This is a genomic window from Paraburkholderia sp. EG286B (genome assembly GCF_040965655.1).
In the GTDB taxonomy this organism is placed as follows: Bacteria; Pseudomonadota; Gammaproteobacteria; order Burkholderiales; family Burkholderiaceae; genus Paraburkholderia.
The window spans coordinates 42,726-63,112 of sequence record NZ_JBFRCF010000031.1; the positions used below are offsets into that span (position 1 = coordinate 42,726).

Sequence of the window (20,387 nt, forward strand, 5' to 3'; positions counted from 1 at the left end):
CCCTCTTACGACGAGGCTGCGGTGTTGGAGGTTGCCTGCGCGCTTCGCTCGCGCGCGATCTGCGCGATCAGCATCCAGAGCGTGGCGATCGAGATGAGCGGGGTGAACGGGACGTGCAGATGAGAAACGAGCGTGAGGCCGGCAATAGGCGCGAGCCAGAGGACGGCCAGCCATTCGCGCTGTCCGCGCTGAAAGCCGTGTTCTCGCGCGTGATGGACTACCCAGGCGATGACGATTCCATACCAGGTCAGGTCATAGTCATAGAGGTATGGGCTCACGAGCATGCTGGCGCCTACGAGCGCGGCGGCGCGCAGACCGAAAGCGCTGGGCCGGCCCCACGCGTAGCAGACGGCGGCGGCGGCGCACAGGGCGGATACGGCCTGTGCGCCGCTGGCGAGCGCGGTTGGCGCATGGAGCAGCTTGAGCGCCGCGAACGGCGTGGGCACCCGAAACAGGAGGGCCCGTCCCGTTTCGACGAAGCTGTTGGCGAGCCCCATGTTATGAACGAACGCGATAAGCGTTTCGCTGCCGAAAGCCAGTACCGAGAGCCCAAGTGAAAGCGCCACGCCCACGCTCATTGCGACCAGTGCGCGCCACGAGCGTGAAGCCAGCAGCGCAAGCGGAATGAGCACGCACAGCTGCGGCTTCATCGCGACGAGTGCAAAGCAGAGCCCCGCGAGAATCGGGCGGCGGCGCAACAAGATCAGTCCGAGCCCAACCAGTGACGCCGTGAGCAGCCCATTCTGGCCGGACGTCAGCACGAGCGCGGAACCCGGGAAGGCGATTGCGAGAAGCGCGGTGCGCGGGTGAGGCGCGATCGTCTTGACCACTTTGACGAACAGGGCGAGCGCGCCGAACAGGAAGATGGGTGCAGAGAGCGTGAACGGGAGCAGTGCCAGCGGATAAACGAAGAGCAGGAACGTCGGCGGATAGAGCCACGGAAGGACGCCGACGGGCCGCCCCGCGGCATATTCCTCGACGGGCTTCAGGACGTCGAAGTTATACGCATCCACCGCGTGTCCTTGCAGGGCGAGATGCGAGGCGCTCCAGAACGGCAGGCAGTCGACGGCAAGCACGCTCAGTTGCGGGTCTTTCAGCCACACGAGGTGATACACGTAGGCCAGCGCCACGCCAAGATAGTAAGCGAGCGCTGCGAGCGGGTAGACCCACAGGCGCGAGCCGCTCAACCAGTGCGAGCTGGACTGTTGGGTTCCCAGGGGCAGAGCGGGCGTGGCCCTGGAAGTGCTCATGGAATCGCGGAAGGTGGTCTGGTTCATGGCGTGGTCTCTCGCCTACAGGGTGGAATCGATGCGTGTGCGACGGAGTACGGCGAGCAGCATGAGCAACAGGATTGCGGGTCCGGTTTGTGGCAGCCTGAGGATCTGGTTGACGAACTCGAACACTGGCAGGAGCCAGACGAGGAGCAGCACGGGCTGCTCGCCGCGCAGCCACCCACGGCGCAATCCGGTCGCGAGGAGACCTGCGCATGACAAGCCGACCCACGTTAGTTCGTAGTGCCAGACATAAGGCGTGACGATGAGCGTGGCTGCTCCGAGCGCGGCTGCGCGCAGGGCGGGGTCACGCGTCGTGCGCCAGATTTTCCAGGCGCCGCAGGCGGCGATGACGGCAATCGCTGCCTGCATCAGTCCCGCTGCGACGAGCGACGCGCCAATGAGCCGCAGCGAAGCGAACACGGACGGTGAGGCGAGCCAGAAGCGGACGTCGTGCTCGAGGATGAGTTCGCGCGCCATGCCAACATTCCCTGCGAACAACCGAAGCGAAGGGGAGCCGCAGAGCGCGATGCTTGCGATGAAAAAAAGTACGGCCGTCAAAGCGGCCCATCCAAACACTCTCCATGCGCGGGCCGCGATCAGAACGAGCGGGAACAGGATGCCGAGTTGCGGCTTGATCATCAGCAATCCGACGCAGATCCCGGCGATCACGGGGCGCCGGTCGATCGACGCGATCGCAAACGCGGCGAGCGCCGCGGTAATCAGCGCGTTCTGCCCGAAGATGGCACACACCATCACACACGGCATCGCGAGTACGACGTAGCGAGCGGCGGCGATGCCGAGCGGGCCTTGTGCGAGTCCGGAAACGCGAACGGTTGCACAGACGAACACGAAGGCGCTCGCGCCCAGGAAGGCGAAATAGGCAAACGGAAGCGGCAACAGCGCGAGCGGCGTGACGAACAAGAGGAACGTGGGCGGATACAGCCAGGGGATGAATGCGCTCTTGGGTAAGCCACCCGTCACCGCGGCCACGATGCGGGAGAACGCCGAGTATTCGAAGACCGCGGAGGCCTGGCCGTGCAGGACTGCGTGGCTGGCGGACCAGAATACGAGCAGGTCGGAGCCCGGGCGCCAGCCGCCTGCATCGGCAAAGCCGTGAGTCACCCACGCCCAGAGCGCCACGAAGCCGACACCGATGACGAGCATGACGGTGCTGTAGGCAATGAGTCTCTCGCGCGAAAGCCAGGAGCACGCCGTCAACTGCAAGCGTGAGCCATCCGGCTCAAGTGGTCGCATTTTTTGTAGTCCCCGTTGAATATTTTCAGTGGGCGGTACACCCGCCTCGTTTTCCCCCGAACACGCAAGCAGTGCGCTGCATGGCAGGCAGTGCCTGCGTGTTGTCTGGATTATTGGAAGACGAGTGAATCGGGAGCAATGCGGACTGCATTGTCAATGTTCGCGCGCGAACACTCGCCCGCAAAGTTGCCTTGAATGAATAAAGCGCTGAAGAAAAAGGCGCGTTGCGTAGTGCGTCGACGGCGTGGATGTTGTCGGGTAACTACTGATTCTGGCGTGAAGGGTACCGCAGGAGTTTTGTATAAGCGCGTGCTTAATGCTCGTTTTCCTAACTAAAAAAGTAGTTGACTTAGCAACGTAATGTCACGTCTGGATAACTTATAGACGAACGATCGTATTGAAACTAAAAGAGAATTGTTCCATAAATACAGGGGTAAACGCGAGATTCGAAGGTGAACCGAATGTGGGTGCAAGAGATTTTAACAATCGCGAAGTGGTGGATAAAACATGCTTATGGCTGGCGACGTGTCGTCGATTTAAGCGAGGTGGGCCACATGCAGCGTGTCAATTTTTCCGATTTGGTGTGTTGAGGAACAGGAAATTGTTGCGCGTGTGGCGAAGCGCACAAAGTCATCGGTTTGACACGCGTAGAACTGCGCCTGTGGCTGCAGCGCCGAACCCGGCACGTAGCCCGACCCACCCTCAAAACCACATGGAAACGGAATCGGGGGTTAACCATGTACACATCGATTGGAGATCAAAAAATGCAAAAGATCATCGCTCAGGCAAAGACCTTCGCTCGTGACGAAAACGGCATCACGGCTCTCGAGTACGGGATGCTTGCCGGTCTGATCACGGTGCTGATCATCGCCAGCATCGCATCGATCGGCACGACGCTGAAGAACGTGTTCTCCGACGTTGCCAACACGATTTGACCGGTGCGCGGGCGAGCGGGTTTGCAGCGCAAGCTTCACTCGCCCCATATCGCTGGAAGGACCGGGATTAAACAGTTTCATAACTCGCTGGAGACCAAAATGCAAAAGCTCATCGCTCAGGCAAAGACCTTCGCTCGTGACGAAAACGGCATCACGGCACTCGAATACGGGATGCTCGCCGGTCTGATCACGGTGCTGATCATCGCCAGCATCGCATCGATCGGCACGACGCTGAAAAACGTGTTCTCCGACGTCGCCAACACGATCTGACTGATGCGCGGGCGAGTGGAGTGGGTACGCAACGCAAACTGCACTCGCCCTGCATCTCACACCTAACAGGGGATCAAAAATGCAAAAGATCATCGCTCAGGCAAAGCAGTTCGCACGCGACGAAAACGGCATTACGGCACTCGAGTACGGGATGCTCGCGGCCCTGATCACGGTGCTGATCATGGCGAGCATCGCATCGATCGGCAGCACGCTTCAAAACGTCTTCTCCGACATCGTCAATACGCTATAACCCGCGCGCTGGCGAGCGAGGTTGGTCATGACAAAGCCGGCGTAACCCGGGAGCGCACAAATGGAATTCACGATGCTGTCTGTTTCCTTGCCGCCGCAGCCGGTTCCGCTGTGTGTGATCGCGTTGGCGATCCTTGCGGCCAGCACCGACATCGTAAGTCGCCGGATTCCGAACCTGCTGATCGTGGTCGGTGTTGTCTCGGCGCTCGCGGTGCAGATCGCGCTGCGCGGCGCCGTTCCTGGCTGCACGCTCTGGCTGGGTGGCGCGGCGACCGGGTTCGCGCTGCTGCTGCCGTTTTATTTGCTACGCGGCATGGCGGCTGGCGACGTCAAGTTGCTGATGATGCTGGGTGCCTGGCTCGGAGCGGCGGCGACCGTCGATATCGCAGTCAACACGTTCATCATCGGCGGGGTGTGGTCGTTAGGGGTTGCCCTGGTGCGCGGACGACTGGTCCGCCTGATGGGAAACGTCGCAGCGTTGCTTGCGGGAGCGAGCCGCGCCGCGCGCGTGGCAGGTGTATCGCCAGGTACGGTGCGGGAATCGGTTGGATCGATTCCGTATGGTGTCGCGATCGCCGGGGGAACGGTTGCCGTGCTGTTCACGATGGTGAGCTGAAGCACTGACCGGTGCCCACGGGACAAGGGTCGAATTTTCGGCTCGCCGATTACTAATGTTATGGAATGCTTACGGGGGATGTCATGAAAAACAGCCGCGCGTTCGTCATGCTCGCGATTGCTCTGCTGGCGGGTCTCGCCGCAGTGGTGTTCGCTTCCAAATGGTTGCTGCAAACGTCGTCGGGCGCCACGGTACCCGTCGCCGTCGCATCGGACGACATCAATCTCGGCCAGCCGATCAATGAAACGATGATCAGAACGGTCAGCTGGCCAAAGGACAGCCTCCCGCCAGGGACATTCGCAATACCGAAGGATCTCGACGGCCGGGTGGTGCGCGCAAGCCTCACGCGTGGCGAACCGGTGCTCGAGTCGAAGCTGGCGCCCGTGGGCACCAAAGGCGGGCTATCGGCTGTGATCGGCGACGGACATCGCGCGATCACGGTCCGCGTGAACGACGTCGTAGGCGTCGCGGGCTTCGCGTTGCCGGGCAACTACGTCGACGTGATCGTCAACACGCAGGAGCCCGAGAAGAAAGCCGATACCCAGCAGCAGAGCATCTCGAAGATCGTGCTCGAAAAGATTCTGGTGCTGGCCGTCGCGCAGCAGGTCAATCGCGACGACACCGCGCCCAAGGTCGTGAACGCGGTGACCCTGGAGGTGACGCCCGAGCAGGCGGAAAAGCTCGATCTGGCGCGCAGCGTGGGCACGCTCTCGCTCGTCCTGCGCAATCAGGTGGACGACAACAAGCTCATGACCGACGGCGCGACCAAGCAGACTTTGCTCGGTGGTCCGCTGCCGCCGCCCGTGCAGCTGCCGGAACCGGCGCACCCGGTGCGTGTGAAGTACGCCGAGCGTGCGCCGGCCAAGCGCAACTGTATCGGTGTGCTGTCGGGCGTGACCGGCAGTCAGGAGTGTTTCTGAAAGCAGGCAGAACGGCTACCTGAACCCGGCGATGACCTTCCGGGCAGAGGGCGAGTGAGCGGTAAAGCCGCCATTAAAACGCAGGTAAGTACGGGGTATAACGATATGGATACCAAAGTAAATGTGGGGTCCACGGGGGCCCGCAACGGCGTTCGTCCGTGGCGCGTCGCAACGCTTGCCTGGGTTTGTGCCGGGTTGATGACTTCGACACCGGGCTGGGCACAGCAGTCAAACGGGAGCGCAGGGCAGGAGAAGCCGGCTGCAGGCGCTGCGGTGCCCATGGGCAAAGGTCCCATGCAGATGACCATCAGCATGGGGCCGGCGCAAGGCAGCAGCGCGCCGCCCAAAGCGGTGGCGGGACCGCTGCGCGGACCGAACTGCGTGGGCGCCATCCGCAACGAGAGCAACGTCGTTGTGCCGCTTGGCAAGTCGACGCTCGTGCCGATCGGCGAACCGGTGCGCAACCGCACGCTCGGCAATCCGGAGGTCGCGCAGGCGACCATGGTTTCGCCGCAAACGCTCTACATCGTCGGCCAGGCGGTCGGCACGACCAACATGATCGTCCAGGGCAAGAGCGGCGCCTGCCAGGTGATCGACGTGATCGTCAGCGCCGACTCCGGCGGCCTCCAGGCCGCGCTCGCGCAACTCATGCCTCAGGAGCGCGACATTCGCGTTTCGACGGCGGCCGACAACATCGTGCTCGCCGGCCACGTGTCGAGCGCGCAGGCCGCCCAGCAGGCCGTGGAAATTGCCCAGGTGTTCGGCGTGAGCGGTCAGAGCAATAACGGCGCGCACACGGGCGGCGTGATCAACATGCTCAGCGTCGACTCGCCTCAGCAGGTCATGCTCGAAGTGAAGGTCGCCGAAGTCGACAAGACGCTGATCGACCAGCTCGGCTCGGCCGTCAATATCCAGGGCGGCTTCGGGTCCTGGACGGGCGCGCTCGTGAGCAATCTGCTTGCGGGCGTCTCGAGCGCATTCGGTTTCTCGAAGGCGAACAACAACCCGCTCAAGTTCGCCATCGACGCGCAGAAGACCGACAACCTCGTGAAGATCCTGGCCGAGCCTAACCTCGTCACGATCAGCGGTCAGGAAGCCACCTTCCTCGCCGGCGGCAAGATCTTCATCCCCGTGCCGCAAAGCGGCGGCGGCACCTCCGCCACGGCGATCACGCTGCAGGAAGAAGAATTCGGCGTGGGGCTCAAGTTCACACCGACGGTGCTCAACGGCGGGCGCATCAACCTGAAGGTGGCGCCGGAAGTCTCGGAGCTGTCGCCCACGGGCGTCACACTGAGCGCATCGAACGTGAGCGGCGTCAGCATCCTGCCGCTCATCACGACGCGGCGTGCTTCGACGACGGTGCAAATGCACGACGGCGAGTCGTTCGCGATCGGCGGGCTCATCAGCAACAACATTACCGGCTCGCTCAAGGCAGTGCCAGGCCTTGGTGAGGTCCCGGTGCTGGGCGCGTTGCTCAGGAGCACCTCGTTCCAGCAGGACCGCTCGGAGCTGATCTTCATCGTCACGCCGCACCTCGTGAAGCCGGTGGCGGACGTCGCGCAACTGCAGATGCCTACGGACAGCTTCTCGCAGGTCCACGAAGCCGACGTGTACGCAACGGGCAACATGGAAGGCCGCGCCCATCGCAATCAGGGACGTTTTGCACCGCCCGCGCCCGCTGGCACCCAGGCCGTACCGGCGGAACCCGCACCTGGCGCTACGCCGGCCGCGCCCGCCGCACCGCAGACGCCCGCTGCGCTGCCTGCACCGCAGGTCTCTTCCCGACGCGAAGAGTCGCCGGCGCCGACCGTACCGGCGCCCGCTGAAGCGCTCGCGCAGTCCGTGCCCACGCAGCAGGTGAGCGCGCAGGCCCTCATGCCTCCACCGGGCGAGGACAGCGCAGCGCGCGCGCTGCGAATCGAGCGCGAGGCGGCACGCATCGCCTCGAACGAAACCACCGCTCATTGACCAGGCGATCAGGAGGCCAAAATGAAACTCGAAAACTTTGCATTCGTTCGCCGGCTCCTGCTGATCGCGCCGCTCGGCGCAGCGCTCGGTGGTTGCATGACCAGCTCGCCGATCTGGGAGGCGCACTTCGGGGAAGCCGTGCGCCACTCGATGCAGGCACAAATCATCGACCCGGATGCGGGCCAACACGCATCGCAGCCGGGTGTGGACGGCAAGTCGGCGGCTTCGGCGATGGATAACTACGACAAGTCGTTCCAGCATCCGGTGACATCCGCGAACCCGTACACGATTGGCGTAAGCGGTGGTGGCGGTAGCCAGTGAGCGTCGTTACGCACACACACGCAACTGGACGAGAAGGAACAACAGCGGGGGCCATACGATCATGATCGACATACTCATTACCTCGACGGACGCAGAGCGGCTTGCGCAGATCATGCGCACGATCGCGGGATGCGGCCCGTACCGCACGACGCGTAGCGTCGGCACACCGTTCGATCTCGTGGAGCGCGGCGACACGCTCGACGCGTTCGATGTCCTGATCGTCGACGCGCGGGGTTTGCAGGAGGCGCAGTTGCCTTCCGTGAGCGAGCTGTGTCGTCGTTGCGAACGGCTCACGTGCATTCTGCTGATTCCGGAGGCGTCGCCTGAGGAACTCATCGCGGCAATGCGCGCGGGCTTTCGCGACGTGGTCACGGGGCCGCCGGACGGCCGCATGATTGGCGAAGCATTGCAGCGTGCAATCGGCCAGCGTGCGCATGGCAGCACGCGCACGTCGCGCATCGTCTCGTTCATGTCGTGCAAGGGCGGCGTGGGCACGAGCTTCATTGCGGCGAACGTGGCGCATATCGTCTCGCAGACGCAGAACCGTCGTGTGCTGCTGATCGACCTGAACCAGCTCTACGCGGACGCGGCGTTCCTCGTGACAGCGGAGACGCCGCCCTCGACGCTGCCGCAACTGTGCGCCGAAGTGGACCGCATGGACGTGGCGCTCTTCGAAGCGAGTGTGATGCATGCCGCCGGGAACTTCGACATCCTGGCGGGCGCGGGCGACCCGATCAAGGCGAGCGAGATGCGTCAGGACAGGCTCGAATGGGTGCTCGGCGTCGCCGCGCCCCGTTACGACTGCGTGATCCTCGATCTCGGCCAGACGATCAATCCGCTTTCCATGCTCGCGCTCGATCGCAGTGACGAGATCCACATCGTCCTGCAGGCGAGCATGCCGCATCTTCAGGCGGGACGGCGCTTGCAGGAGATCCTGCAGTCGCTCGGCTACGGGCGGGAGCGCATGCGCCTGCTTCTGAACCGGCAGACGCGTCACGGCGAGCGTGTGCGCGAGGCCGCCGACACCGTGCTCGGCATGAAGCCGTTCCTCGTCATTCCCGATGACGCGCGCGCTGTGGCCGAAGCGGTCAACCAGGGGGTGCCGATTGCGACTGCGGCGCCCGGCAGCGTGGTGACGCGCAGCCTGCGTACGCTCGCGGCGAGCGTCGCACTCCCGAATGCGACCGGCGCGAGCGCGCGGGGCAAGGGCGAATCGCTGTTCGCGCGCATGCTCGGCCGCCAGGCGCCGGCCAAACTCGGATTGATGTAAAGGAGAAAAGTCATGTCTCTTCGCGAGCAGATCTTTGCGCAGCGCCTCGAGCCGACGATCGTCGAGCGCGCCGATACGGGCGGCGCCGCCCCCGTAGCCCCGGCGACGCCGTCCCGGGTGAAGACCGAGGCGTACCAGAAGCTGAAGTACGACACGCATCATGCCGTGCTCGAACGGGTGGAACTCGAGCGTCTCTCACGCATGCCCCAGGAGCAGATCCGCAGCGAGATCAACGCGCTCGTGGGCCGCATACTCGAAGAGCAGAAGGCGCTTGCGAATGACCTCGAGCGCAAGCAGCTGGCCATCGACGTGTACGACGAGATGTTCGGCTTTGGTCCACTCGAGCCGTTGCTGCGCGACCCCACTGTCTCGGACATTCTCGTGAACACGTGGTGCCAGACCTATGTGGAGCGCCGCGGAAAGCTCGAACTCACTGATGTCAACTTCTACGACGACGCCCATCTCATGAAGGTGATCGAGAAGATCGTCTCGCGGGTGGGGCGGCGCATCGACGAGTCGAGCCCGATGGTCGACGCGCGCCTGCCCGATGGCTCGCGCGTGAACGCCATCATTCCGCCTTCGGCCGTGGACGGGCCGCTTGTATCGATCCGGCGTTTTGCGGTCAAGCCGCTGCTGGTCGCGGATCTGATCGAGCTGCAAACGCTCACGCCGCCCATGGCCCAGGTGCTCGAGGGCCTCGCGCGTGCCAAGGTCAACATTCTTGTGTCGGGCGGCACCGGCAGCGGCAAGACGACCCTGCTCAACGTCCTGTCGGGCTTCATTCCGAACGACGAGCGCATCGTGACGATCGAGGACGCAGCCGAACTTCAACTGCGCCAGGATCACGTGCTGCGCCTGGAGACGCGTCCGCCGAACATCGAAGGCAAAGGCGAGATTACCCAGCGCGCGCTCGTGCGCAACGCGCTGCGTATGCGCCCCGACCGCATCATCCTCGGCGAAGTGCGCGGCGCGGAAGCCCTCGACATGCTCAATGCGATGAACACGGGCCACGAAGGGTCGCTTGCGACGATCCACGCCAACACGCCGCGCGACGCGCTCACGCGCCTCGAGAACATGATCAGCCTGGGCGGCCTGGCCTTGCCGCCGCGCACGATGCGCCATCAGATCTCCTCCGCGATCTCGGTCGTCGTGCAGGCCGCACGCCTGACCGACGGCCGGCGCAAGATCGTGAGCATTTCGGAGCTCACCGGCATGGAGGGCGACATCATCAACATGCAGGAGATCTTTACGTTCAAGCGCACCGGCATGGATTCGAATGGCAACGTGCGTGGCCACTTCTGTGCGACGGGTGTGCGGCCGAAATTCTGCGAGCGCTTCGCGGCGTTTGGCGTGAACCTGCCCGAGCAGATTTTCGATCCGGGCCGGCGTTACGACACGGTCTGATATTCACGACGTTCATCCGGGGGAGCGTGGCATGAGTACAACCTTCATTCTGGCAATCCTGCTGCTCTTCGTAGCGGTAGTCCTTGCCAGCCAGGGCGCTTGGGAATGGTGGAACAGCCGGCATGGCGCGGTCGCGCGCCGCCTCGAATCGCGCATCGAGGCCGTGGCGACGGGCGGGGTGGGGCGCAAGGAGGCGATGTCCATCCTCAAGTCGCGCAAGCTAGATGGCTCTACGTTTGGCCAGCGCATGCTGCTGCTCATGCCGGGCATTCGCTCTTTCGAAGCCTGGGTGCAACAGTCGGGCATCAGCTGGACGGCATCACGCGTCATCGCAATGTGCGCGCTCATGCCGGTTCTCGTGATCGCAGCGGGGATGTTCATCCGCGTGCCGCTCGTGATGCTGGCGTCTGGTGCGGCGATGTCTACGCTGCTGCCATTGATGTACGTGCGCTTTCGGCGCACCAAGCGCATGCGCCGCTTCCAGAAGCAGTTGCCGGATGCCTGCGACATGCTGGCGCGCGCGCTGCGCTCGGGCCATTCGTTCTCGGGTGCGATCGACCTGGTCGGCACCGAGTTCGCCGACCCGATGGGCGCCGAGTTCCGCACCACGTTCGACGAGATCAACTATGGCGTGTCGCTCAACGAGGCGTTGACGGCGCTCGCGCAGCGCGTGCCGGTGGGGGACCTGCGTTACCTCGTCATCGCTGTGCTGATCCAGCGTGAGACGGGCGGCAACCTGGCCGAACTGCTGGACGGCATTGCGAGCCTCGTGCGCGAGCGCTTCAAGCTGTTCGACAAGGTCCGCGTGCTTTCCGCGGAAGGGGTCCTCTCGGCGCGGGTGCTGGGGCTGCTGCCGGTGGTCACGGGCGGGGCCATCTCCTTCGTGAATCCAGACTTTCTCGAAGTGCTGTGGCAGGACCCGGCGGGCGTGCTGATGCTTCAGGCCGGCACTGTGATGCTGCTGGCCGGCATGGTTTGGGGGCGGCGCATCGTGCGGATTCGCGTATGACGGTGCCACGTCCCGGGCCACTATCAAAACTCAAGGGGGGAGCCATGTTAGCGCTCGATTCGACGCGGTTGCTGTTGCTGGTTTGTCTCTTTGCCTGCGTGTTCGGCCTGTCTTTGGCCGCCATGTATGTCCTTGCACCCAAGGCCATGCGCCGGCGCATTGAACAGGTGGGCGGCGGCCGCGGCGCGCCTGTTCCTGGTATGCAGCCGGACTCCTCCAGCGAGGCCTGGTACGAAAAGCTCGTGCAGATTTCCGAGCCGCTTTCCCGGCTCTCGACGCCGAAGGAAGGCTGGGAGGTCTCGGCGCTGCGCGTGCGCCTGATGAATGCGGGCTGGCGCTCGCCGGGTGCCGTCGCGATCTTCTTCGGCACTCGCACCGTGCTGGCACTGCTGCTGCCCACGCTTGCGGCCATGTGGATGATTAGCGGCGGCGGGGCGGCAAGTTCGGTCACGCGGTTTGCAGTGGTTCTGGTGACGCTGGTGGCGCTCGGGTACTACCTGCCGGCACTGGTGATCGCGCGCGTGGTTGCGCGCCGCAAACGCGCGATCTTCGAGGACTTCCCCGACGCCATCGATCTGCTGACGGTCTGCGTCGAGGCGGGCCTGGGTCTCGATGCCGCGTTGATGCGTGTGGCGCAAGAGATCAGATTGCGCAGCGCGGTGGTCGCCGACGAGCTGGATCTCACGCTCCTCGAAATGCGCTCGGGTTACACGAAGGAAAAGGCATTGCGCAACCTTGCCATGCGCACGGGTGTGGAAGACGTCGACTCCTTCAGCACGATGCTCATCCAGGCAGAGCGATTCGGCACCAGCATCGGCGACTCGTTGCGCGTGCTTTCGGACACGCTGCGTACGCGCCGGCGCATGCTTGCAGAGGAAAAGGCCGCGAAGATCGCGCTCAAGCTGCTCTTTCCGCTGATGTTCTGCATCTTTCCGGCGCTGATGGTGGTGCTGATGGGGCCGGCGATGCTGCACATCTACCGGACGATGCTGCCGACCATGAACGGCGGTTAGCGCGCGGCCGCAGCGGGTGACCAAAACAGAGCAAGCCCTGTACGGGCGATTCGATCGGGGGAAGTCATGAAAACTGCAAAGACCGGCGCGCTGTCACTACCGTTACGCGCGGGAAGAGGAAAGGGGCGCGCACGGAGCCCGCGGCGTGGACGCAATCGGCGCGCGCAGCGCGGCGTGGCTGCGGTGGAGTTTGCACTCGTCCTGCCGGTGCTGCTGATCCTGCTGTTCGGCATCATCGAAATGGGCTTGTTCCTTTACGACAAGGCCGTGATCACCAACGCCAGCCGGGAAGGCGCCCGCGCCGGAGTCGTGCTGAAGAGCCCGAAGCCCACCGCAAGCGACGTCCAGACGGTCGTGACGAACTACACGTCGAGCTACCTGCTGACGTTCGGTACGCAGAATACGCCGGTGGTCACGACGACCGGCGCTGGCGGCAATTTCGGCCAACCGATTTCGGTGACCGTCACGTACCAGTACAACGGCCTGGCTTTGGGACGCATGGTGGCGCCCATCACAGGGGCACTTACGCTGTCCTCCACGACCGTCATGAACAATGAATAAAGGGGGCAATCATGCGCACGGGGAGAAGACGCAAGCAGAGAGGGGCGGTGGCCATCACGGTCGCGGTGTTCATGATCTTTCTGCTGGGGACCGCGGCGATGGCCATCGACATCGGCAATCTGATGGTCGCTCGCAACGAGCTCCAGAATGCGGCTGACGCGGCCGCGCTGGCGGGTGCGGGGTGTCTGAAGCCGCGTAGCGAGTGCAGCAACAGCACCGCGACCCAGCCGGATTTCACGACGGCCTCGGCAACAGCGTCGACGTTCTCGACATCGACCTCGACCAACCGGGTTCAGGGCGCCTATGTGCAGACGAGTACGGTCGCGACCGGATACTGGAACGCGACGGGCACGCCATACGGCCTCGAGGCGTTGCCGTTCACACCGGGAGCGAACGACCTGGCCGCCGTGCAGGTGACCATCCGCAAAGACGGCTCGAACGCGAACGGATCGGTGAGGGGCTTTCTGAGCAATGTGCTCGGCGTCAATATCCTCAAAGCCAGTGCGGTGGCCACCGCCGTCCTGTCGTCGCCTGGTAATGTGGGGCCTGGTGGACTCTTTCCATTGGCGATGTCGCAGTGTCTGTACAACAACTACTGGAATGCGTCGACCAATTCGCCCAAGCTCTCGCCCACCAGTGGCACCGTGTCCGGCTTCTCTACGCCGCAGGTCGCGGGACAGCCGTATATCTTCCAGATCGGATCCAGCTATCAATACGGAACCTGTCAATCCGGCCAGTGGACGACGTTTAACGTCAATGACAACAGTGCCAGCTATGCCAGCGGCCTGTTGACTAGCGGCAACAGCACCACGTTCTCCGTCGGGGCTTCGCCGGGGACGTGGATCCAGACGGGCGAGAAAAACTCGATCTTCAAGGACACGGCCGCCTGTAGCGCTGCGGGCAACGGGCAATGCGCATGGGCGACGGTGGTCGTGGTGAACGATCCGTCGACGAGTGGGTTTCAGCCGGTCCAGGCATTTGCCTGCCTGCACATTCTCGATGCCAGCAACGGCTCGACGCCCTATGTGCTCGTGCAGATGTCCAACGACATGAGCCACTGCGAGACAGCCAATTCGGGCGGGGTTGGGCCGAGTTACGGGGCGTACACGCCGCCGAGGCTGGTCCAGTAAGGACGCATTGCCGCAGCGCCGGCGCCGCGCCATTGCACGTGCCGGCGCTTTTGGCCTGCTTCGATGCCCTTTGGGTGGCGATTCCCGCACCTCTATCCGCACTTTCCCCCCACTTTTTCGCTTGACTTCGCCCGGCGCGCTAAAATTGCAGACCTTTTAAATTCGTCCGCACAAAGAACCCTGAGCGTGCAAAAGATCCTCATCGTGCGCGTGTCGTCGCTTGGCGACGTCGTCCACAACATGCCCGCCATTGCCGATATCCGGCGGCGGTACCCTGACGCACAGATCGACTGGCTCGTCGAAGAGAGCTTCCAGTCGCTCGTCGAGCTCGTGGAGGGCGTGCGCCGCGCGATTCCGTTTTCGCTGCGCCGCTGGCGCAAGGGCCTCTTCTCTGGCGCGAACTGGCGCGAGATCGGGGCGTTCCGCCGCGCGCTCGCTGCCGAGAAGTACGACCTCGTGATCGACTGCCAGGGGCTCATCAAGACGGCGTGGGTGGCGAGCTGGGCGCGCGGGCCGCTCGTCGGCCTTGGCAACCGCACCGATGGCGCGGGCTACGAGTGGCCGGTGCGCTTCTTCTACGACCGCTCGATACGCATCGAGCCGCGCACCCACGTGGTCGAGCGTACGCGCAAACTGGTTGCGGGCGCGCTCGATCTCGCGTCGCCGTCGCCCACCGACGACATCGAATTCGGCCTCGACACCTATCGCGCCGCCCAGGCGCTCGCGGGCGTTGGGCTGAACCTGCCGGTACCCTATGTCGTGTTCGTGCACGCCACGTCACGCGCCGACAAGCAGTGGCCCGACCAGCATTGGATCGAGCTGGGCCAGGCGCTCGTGCGGCGCGGCGCGTCGCTCGTGCTGCCCTGGGGCAGCGAGGCCGAGCGCGTCACGAGCGAGCGCCTCGCGCGCGAATTCGGTGAAGCCGCGATCGTGCCGCCCAGGCTCTCGCTGCCTGCCGTGGTGGGCCTGATCGACGGCGCGGCGGCCACGGTGGGCGTGGACACGGGGCTCGTGCACATCGCGGCGGCGCTGAAGCGCCCGACCGTCGAGTTGTACAATTTCGCGACCGCCTGGCGCACGGGCGGCTACTGGTCGCCGAACGTCGTCAATCTGGGCACGGCAGGCCAGCCGCCAACGCTTGCGCAGGTGAAGGGCGCGCTGGCGGGCTTCGGGCTGCTGTAGCGGCGGGCCGCCGCAGCGCAGGCGCCTGACATACTGGGGGGCTGCGGCGCGTCAAGGCGCACCACTGAGGCTGCGGGTATAAGAATCGGCGCTCGCGGGGTTGCACGCATGTGCACGAGTGAGCGCCAGGGCTTGGCCGGCATGAATCGCGCGAGATGGCAAAGAAGCGGGCAACAGCGCAAACCACGCTCGCACCGCGCCACACCGGCAGGCAATCAGATCCATCGCTTCCAGGGGCGAACAATGAACGAATCCCAGATCATCGAAATCACGTCCGCAGACTGGCACGGCCAGCAGCTCTCGCAACCGCGCGAGACGCTGCTCGACGCCGTCGAGCAGGGCAAGGTGCTGTATTTCCCGAATCTGGCCTTCGCGATCGAAGGCGGCGAGCGCGCGCTGCTCGACCCCGCGATCGCCGACCCCAAGCGCAAAAACATCAGCCTCGACCCGAACGGCGGCGCGCTGCACGGCGTGCTCGGCGACACTGTCACGCAGACGGCCGTGCGTGCGTTGATCGCGCGCTACCAGACGTGCGCTCGCACGCTGGTGGACGGCCTCTTTCCCGAATACACCGGCAAGCTGCGCGTGGCGCCTACGAGCCTGCGCCTGCATCAGGTGGAAACGCGTGAGACCTCGTGGCGCAAGGACGATTCGCGCCTGCACGTGGATGCCTTTCCCTCGCGTCCGAACTACGGCGAGCGCATCCTGCGCGTGTTCACCAACGTCAACCCGAACGGCGTGCCGCGCGTGTGGCGCGTGGGCGAGCCGTTCGAGGATATGGCAAAGCGCTTCCTGCCGAACATCAAGCCGCAATTTCCGGGCTCGGCATGGCTGCAGAACCTGCTGCACATCACGAAGTCGCAGCGCAGCGAGTACGACCATCTGATGCTCAATCTCCACGACGGCATGAAGGCTGATCTCGATTACCAGAAGGCGTGCCCGCAAGAGACCATCGGTTTTCCGCCCGGCAGCGTCTGGGTGTGCTTCTCCGATCACACGTCGCATGCCGTGATGTCCGGTCAGTTCATGATGGAGCAGACCTTCTTCCTGCCGGTGAAGGAGATGGTGCATCCCGAATGGGCGCCGCTCGGCATTCTCGAACGCCTCAAGGGCAAGGAACTGGTTTGAATCCACGCGCGATGAGCTTGTCGATCCACGCCTCCTGCCGCGCGGCCGCGGCGTTTCGCATGACCCTGGCCGACGCGGAGGCACGATGCTGAGAGCGATCTATCGCGCGGCCTGGTGGCTCATTGCCCCGCTCGCGGTGCTGCGGCTATTCATTCGCTCGCGCCGCGAGCGCGGCTATCGAGAGCATATCAGCGAGCGTTTCGGTTTTTCGGCAGGGCGTTTGCCCGAGGACGACGCGCCGCTCATCTGGGTGCATGCCGTTTCTGTTGGCGAGACCCGTGCGACGCAGCCGCTCGTCGACGCGCTGCTGGCGGCGCGTCCCGACGCTCGCATCCTGCTCACGCACATGACGCCGGGCGGCCGCGCCACCGGCGAGCAACTCTTCGGCAGTCGCGTGCTGCGCTGTTACCTGCCGTACGACATGCCACACGCGGTGCGGCGCTTCCTGCACGCATGGCGGCCGTCGCTCGGTCTCGTGATGGAAACCGAGGTCTGGCCCACGCTCATCGACGAATGCAAGCACGCCGACGTGCCGCTCGTACTCACCAACGCGCGCATGTCGGCGCGCTCGTTCAAGCGGGCGGCGAAGTTCGGCGCGGGCACGCGCGAGGTGTTCGGCGGCTTCACGCGCGTGCTCGCGCAAAGTCCCTCCGATGCGGAGCGTCTCACCGCGCTCGGCGCGCGCAATGTGGCGGTGCTCGGCAACCTCAAGTTCGACATGGCGAGCCCTCCGGCGCTAATCGCGCGCGGTCGCGAATGGCGGCGCGCGATCGGCGAGCGCCCGGTGTGGGTGGCGGCGAGCACGCGCGAAGGTGAAGAGGAACTCGTGCTGCAGGCCTTCGCGGCACTCAATGTACCGGATGCGCTTTTGATCCTCGTGCCGCGCCATCCGCAGCGCTTCGACGAGGTGGCCGCGCTCGTGGAGCGCAAGAACTACAAGCTCGAACGGCGCTCGCGCTGGGCGCCGGCCGCGGCTGCCGCGGCCTCCGCGCATGCGGGCGTGCGTTTGCTGCCGCAGGACGTGAGCGTTCTGCTCGGCGATTCGATGGGGGAGATGGGCGCCTATTACGCTGCCGCCGACCTCGCGTTCATTGGCGGCAGTCTCCTGCCGCTCGGCGGGCAAAACCTGATCGAAGCGTGCGCCGTGGGCGTGCCGGTGCTGATCGGGCCGCACGTGTTCAACTTCACGCAGGCCACCGCTGACGCCACCGCCGCGGGCGCTGCCCTGCAGGTTCAGGACCCCGCCGATCTCGCGCGCGCCTTGCGCGAACTCTTCAACGACAAGCCGCGCCGGGTTGCGATGGGCGCGGCTGCAGCCGCATTCGCCTCGCGCCACCGCGGCGCGACGGCGCGCACTGTGGATGTTGTGGAGGCGCTCGTCTCCGATGTGTGAATTCGCGCGCGGTAGCGCGTGCGCCAATCGCGCAACGACAACATGGACACGGTTGGACAAGCGCCTATGACGAAGACGATCTCGCGAATCCTCATCGCGCATCGCCGCTTTCCGCCGTTGGCTGACGACTACGCCGATGCTTTCGAGAAGGCTGGCGTAGAAGCGAAGACTTTCATCATCGAGGATCAGGTCCACTGGGTCTCACGCTAAGGTCTTTCGCAGAATCAACAAGCTCGCCCGTACGCTTCGCCTTGTCCCGAGAGGCACGGACTTGTTCCGCAAGCACCACCTGAGTGAGGTCAACCATCTGGCGACCCGGCTCAGCGAAGAAGTGGCCGCCTATCAGCCCGATGTCGTGCTTTACATCCATGGTAAAAGGGTGAAGATTTTCCAGCTGCGAGAGTCAAAGGTCTTGAAGGCAGGTTGGTGGGTCGAGCAAGACGACAACTGGTCTGAACTGGAAGTAGCCACGCGCCTTCGACCTCTACTTCGCCTTCGCGCCCGCTGTCGTCGAGCGATTCAGTCGCATGGCCGTGAGGCTCGCTACCTGCCGCACGGTGCCAATGTTCGTCAGCACTATCCGATTGCTGGCACTGCCAAAGAAATCGATCTGGTATTTCTCGGCGCCTGGAGTCCGTTGCGAGATCAGGTCATTGCTAGCGCGTTCGAGGTGACGCAGGACATCGCGCTATACGGACATTCCTGGATCAAGAAAAGCCGGCTGCCACGCGATATCCTGCGCCGTATCCCCAAAGAAGACATCATCCTCGGTGCGTCTCTGAATGCGCTTCACAACAAGGCACGCATGGTCCTCAATGCGGACCGGACGGTCAGTCTCGGTCTGAACATGAGATATTTCGAAGTGCTTGCCAGTGGGTCATGCCTGTTGACGGATAAATCCGAGGTCCACGCGGCTACCAGGGCACCGGCGACCGGATTTTCGTTCAAAGCGGGCAGGGCTGGCCCCCTGACGCGCTGAACGTGGCTGTCGAGAACTTCCTCTGGATCGTGGCGGCCGTTATGTTCAAACAATGTGCGAACGTCGACTACTACCGGAAGACCGTGCTCAATCGAATGGAGTGGCGGTGACGGCGGTTGACCCCGATCGCCGGAGCTTGACCTCGCTCATGAGAGGAACCCGTGGATCTTGATATCGGGCGCACCTTGCCATCCCATTGACGCCGCTAAGGGGCGACCGGGAACCTGCCGCAAAGCCAGAGCATCGCGCTCTGGCTTCTCTTGCATTTCCGGGGCGGAGAGCCGCGGCGGGCAGTCCTTCACGTCTCTGGCCTTTGGTGAGACATCGTGACCCGCAACAAACCCCCGACCAAACTCGTCACGTCGGGTACGGCTTTGCAAGCTAGGCCGACCGGCGGCAAAACGATGTCGGATCCAACTCGATCTAGAACGCCGGGCGCAGTTCGATAGCGAACTTGATCAGTTTTTCCTTACGGCGATATTTACCGGTCATTATATTGTTGTATCCGCAATTATTACCCGATTTCTCCATGCGCCAAGAAGCGCGCTATTATTTCTTCCGAAGCCGTTGAACTACACAATAATCGCCGGTACCATTGCGCCGATTCATGCGACGTTAATCAGTCGGTTAATCATTTCCGGCTGTTTCGGGATATTCATCTGGCATACGCCGGTAATGGAATTATGCGTTTTGAACCAGGGCTGTTTGACACGCTGTTTTATAACGCGCCGGATTCCGCTCCCGTGCGTACGCTCTCGCTTGAAGAGCTCAAGAGCACCGTCGCGCAGGATCTTGAAGCCCTGCTAAACACGCGTATGGCGTTTTCGGAGGACGACCTGGGCGGCTTTCCCGAAAGTTCGCGCTCGATTGTCACCTACGGCTTGAACGACTTCTCGGGGCGAACACTCGCAAGCCACGACGACAGCAAGTTCATCTACGAATCCATCGGGCGGGCTATCGCGCGGCATGAGCATCGCCTGGTGGACGTGAGGGTGACGCTTGAGATGCGTGCGCGGTCCACCAGTGCACTGCACTTCGCCATCGAGGCCATGCTGGTGGTCCATCCGGCGCAAGAACGGGTCAGTTTCGATGCACAGCTGCAGCCTTCGACACACCGGTATTCGGTCACGCGTGGGCGCGGCAAGGCTCAGGGGACGTTCGGTGGATGACCTGTTACGGTACAACGAGCGCGAGCTGACGTTCCTGCGCCGCTATTCGGCAGATTTCGCCCAACGCTACCCGAAGACCGCCGGGCGTTTGGGAGTCAGTGGCGAGCACGTCGAGGACACGCACGTTGAGCGACTGATCGAATCGTTCGCGTTTCTTGGCGCGCGCATCAGCAAGAAAATCGAGGACGACTATCCCGAGTTCACCGATGCGCTCCTGGAGGTCCTGTATCCGCACTACCTGCGGCCCTTTCCAGGGATTTCCAAGCGCACCGGCCAGGAAATCATCCGTTGCCAACCACGCAGCGGCGATTCGATCCTCGTGTAACCCGCACACCGAAACGA

At 63.7% G+C, this 20,387-nt stretch carries 21 protein-coding genes and 1 pseudogene; 20 read left to right on the top strand and 2 right to left on the bottom strand.

Going from position 1 to position 20,387, the window contains the following annotated elements; all coding sequences use genetic code 11:
- Positions 1-5: 5 nt before the first annotated feature.
- Both AB4Y42_RS38250 and AB4Y42_RS38255 read right to left on the bottom strand, forming a co-directional pair.
- The gene (locus AB4Y42_RS38250; RefSeq protein ID WP_368697154.1) at positions 6-1,277 is read right to left on the bottom strand and encodes a glycosyltransferase family 87 protein; all 1,272 of its coding nucleotides are present in this window, start codon (positions 1,275-1,277) and stop codon (positions 6-8) included.
- Positions 1,278-1,292: 15 nt separating this feature from the next.
- Positions 1,293-2,528: a glycosyltransferase family 87 protein gene (locus tag AB4Y42_RS38255; RefSeq protein ID WP_368697155.1), complete on the bottom strand. Its 1,236-nt coding sequence runs from the start codon at positions 2,526-2,528 to the stop codon at positions 1,293-1,295.
- 764 nt (positions 2,529-3,292) lie between these two features.
- Between AB4Y42_RS38255 and AB4Y42_RS38260 the strand changes: the two genes are divergently transcribed.
- The 20 genes and pseudogenes from AB4Y42_RS38260 to AB4Y42_RS38355 form a co-directional block, all read left to right on the top strand.
- Positions 3,293-3,463 (top strand): Flp family type IVb pilin, encoded by a 171-nt coding sequence (locus AB4Y42_RS38260; RefSeq protein ID WP_368692718.1) that lies wholly within the window; start codon positions 3,293-3,295, stop codon positions 3,461-3,463.
- Between the two features lie 99 nt (positions 3,464-3,562).
- Positions 3,563-3,733, top strand: a complete 171-nt coding sequence (locus AB4Y42_RS38265; RefSeq protein WP_368692717.1) for a Flp family type IVb pilin — start codon at positions 3,563-3,565, stop codon at positions 3,731-3,733.
- A gap of 79 nt (positions 3,734-3,812) precedes the next feature.
- Positions 3,813-3,983, top strand: coding sequence for a Flp family type IVb pilin (locus AB4Y42_RS38270; protein WP_324140974.1), 171 nt, complete (start codon positions 3,813-3,815; stop codon positions 3,981-3,983).
- A 72-nt stretch (positions 3,984-4,055) separates the two neighbouring features.
- The gene (locus AB4Y42_RS38275) at positions 4,056-4,598 is read left to right on the top strand and encodes a prepilin peptidase (protein ID WP_368697178.1); all 543 of its coding nucleotides are present in this window, start codon (positions 4,056-4,058) and stop codon (positions 4,596-4,598) included.
- 83 nt (positions 4,599-4,681) lie between these two features.
- On the top strand, positions 4,682-5,518 hold the full coding sequence (cpaB, locus tag AB4Y42_RS38280) for a Flp pilus assembly protein CpaB (RefSeq protein WP_368697156.1): 837 nt from the start codon (positions 4,682-4,684) through the stop codon (positions 5,516-5,518).
- 279 nt (positions 5,519-5,797) lie between these two features.
- Positions 5,798-7,486: a type II and III secretion system protein family protein gene (locus AB4Y42_RS38285; RefSeq protein ID WP_368697157.1), complete on the top strand. Its 1,689-nt coding sequence runs from the start codon at positions 5,798-5,800 to the stop codon at positions 7,484-7,486.
- Between the two features lie 21 nt (positions 7,487-7,507).
- Positions 7,508-7,807 carry a hypothetical protein gene (locus tag AB4Y42_RS38290; RefSeq protein ID WP_368697158.1) on the top strand — a complete coding sequence of 100 codons (300 nt, stop codon included), beginning with the start codon at positions 7,508-7,510 and terminating at the stop codon, positions 7,805-7,807.
- Positions 7,808-7,868: 61 nt separating this feature from the next.
- Complete coding sequence (locus AB4Y42_RS38295; protein ID WP_368697159.1) at positions 7,869-9,077, top strand: CpaE family protein; 1,209 nt, start codon at positions 7,869-7,871, stop codon at positions 9,075-9,077.
- 12 nt (positions 9,078-9,089) lie between these two features.
- Positions 9,090-10,481, top strand: a complete 1,392-nt coding sequence (locus AB4Y42_RS38300; protein WP_342921478.1) for a CpaF family protein — start codon at positions 9,090-9,092, stop codon at positions 10,479-10,481.
- A gap of 31 nt (positions 10,482-10,512) precedes the next feature.
- A complete protein-coding gene (locus AB4Y42_RS38305) occupies positions 10,513-11,490 on the top strand; it encodes a type II secretion system F family protein (protein ID WP_368697160.1) in 978 nt (325 codons plus the stop codon).
- Between the two features lie 44 nt (positions 11,491-11,534).
- Entirely contained in the window at positions 11,535-12,503 is a 969-nt protein-coding gene (locus AB4Y42_RS38310) for a type II secretion system F family protein (protein ID WP_368697161.1), read from the top strand.
- Positions 12,504-12,686: 183 nt separating this feature from the next.
- Positions 12,687-13,064 (top strand): TadE family protein, encoded by a 378-nt coding sequence (locus AB4Y42_RS38315; RefSeq protein WP_368697162.1) that lies wholly within the window; start codon positions 12,687-12,689, stop codon positions 13,062-13,064.
- 47 nt (positions 13,065-13,111) lie between these two features.
- Positions 13,112-14,194, top strand: a complete 1,083-nt coding sequence (locus AB4Y42_RS38320; protein ID WP_368697163.1) for a TadG family pilus assembly protein — start codon at positions 13,112-13,114, stop codon at positions 14,192-14,194.
- A gap of 186 nt (positions 14,195-14,380) precedes the next feature.
- A complete protein-coding gene (gene waaC / locus AB4Y42_RS38325; protein WP_368697164.1) occupies positions 14,381-15,376 on the top strand; it encodes a lipopolysaccharide heptosyltransferase I in 996 nt (331 codons plus the stop codon).
- Positions 15,377-15,619: 243 nt separating this feature from the next.
- A complete protein-coding gene (locus AB4Y42_RS38330; protein ID WP_342947829.1) occupies positions 15,620-16,504 on the top strand; it encodes a Kdo hydroxylase family protein in 885 nt (294 codons plus the stop codon).
- A gap of 85 nt (positions 16,505-16,589) precedes the next feature.
- Complete coding sequence (waaA, locus tag AB4Y42_RS38335; RefSeq protein ID WP_368697165.1) at positions 16,590-17,897, top strand: lipid IV(A) 3-deoxy-D-manno-octulosonic acid transferase; 1,308 nt, start codon at positions 16,590-16,592, stop codon at positions 17,895-17,897.
- Positions 17,898-17,963: 66 nt separating this feature from the next.
- A complete protein-coding gene (locus tag AB4Y42_RS38340) occupies positions 17,964-18,107 on the top strand; it encodes a hypothetical protein (RefSeq protein ID WP_368692707.1) in 144 nt (47 codons plus the stop codon).
- A 61-nt stretch (positions 18,108-18,168) separates the two neighbouring features.
- A complete protein-coding gene (locus AB4Y42_RS38345) occupies positions 18,169-18,876 on the top strand; it encodes a hypothetical protein (RefSeq protein ID WP_368697166.1) in 708 nt (235 codons plus the stop codon).
- Positions 18,877-19,559: 683 nt separating this feature from the next.
- On the top strand, positions 19,560-20,045 hold the full coding sequence (gene tssE / locus AB4Y42_RS38350) for a type VI secretion system baseplate subunit TssE (protein WP_368697167.1): 486 nt from the start codon (positions 19,560-19,562) through the stop codon (positions 20,043-20,045).
- Positions 20,038-20,298 (top strand): annotated as a pseudogene (locus AB4Y42_RS38355) (type VI secretion system baseplate subunit TssF); the annotation flags it as partial. The gene tssE and the pseudogene AB4Y42_RS38355, both read left to right, overlap by 8 nt.
- Positions 20,299-20,387: the final 89 nt, after the last annotated feature.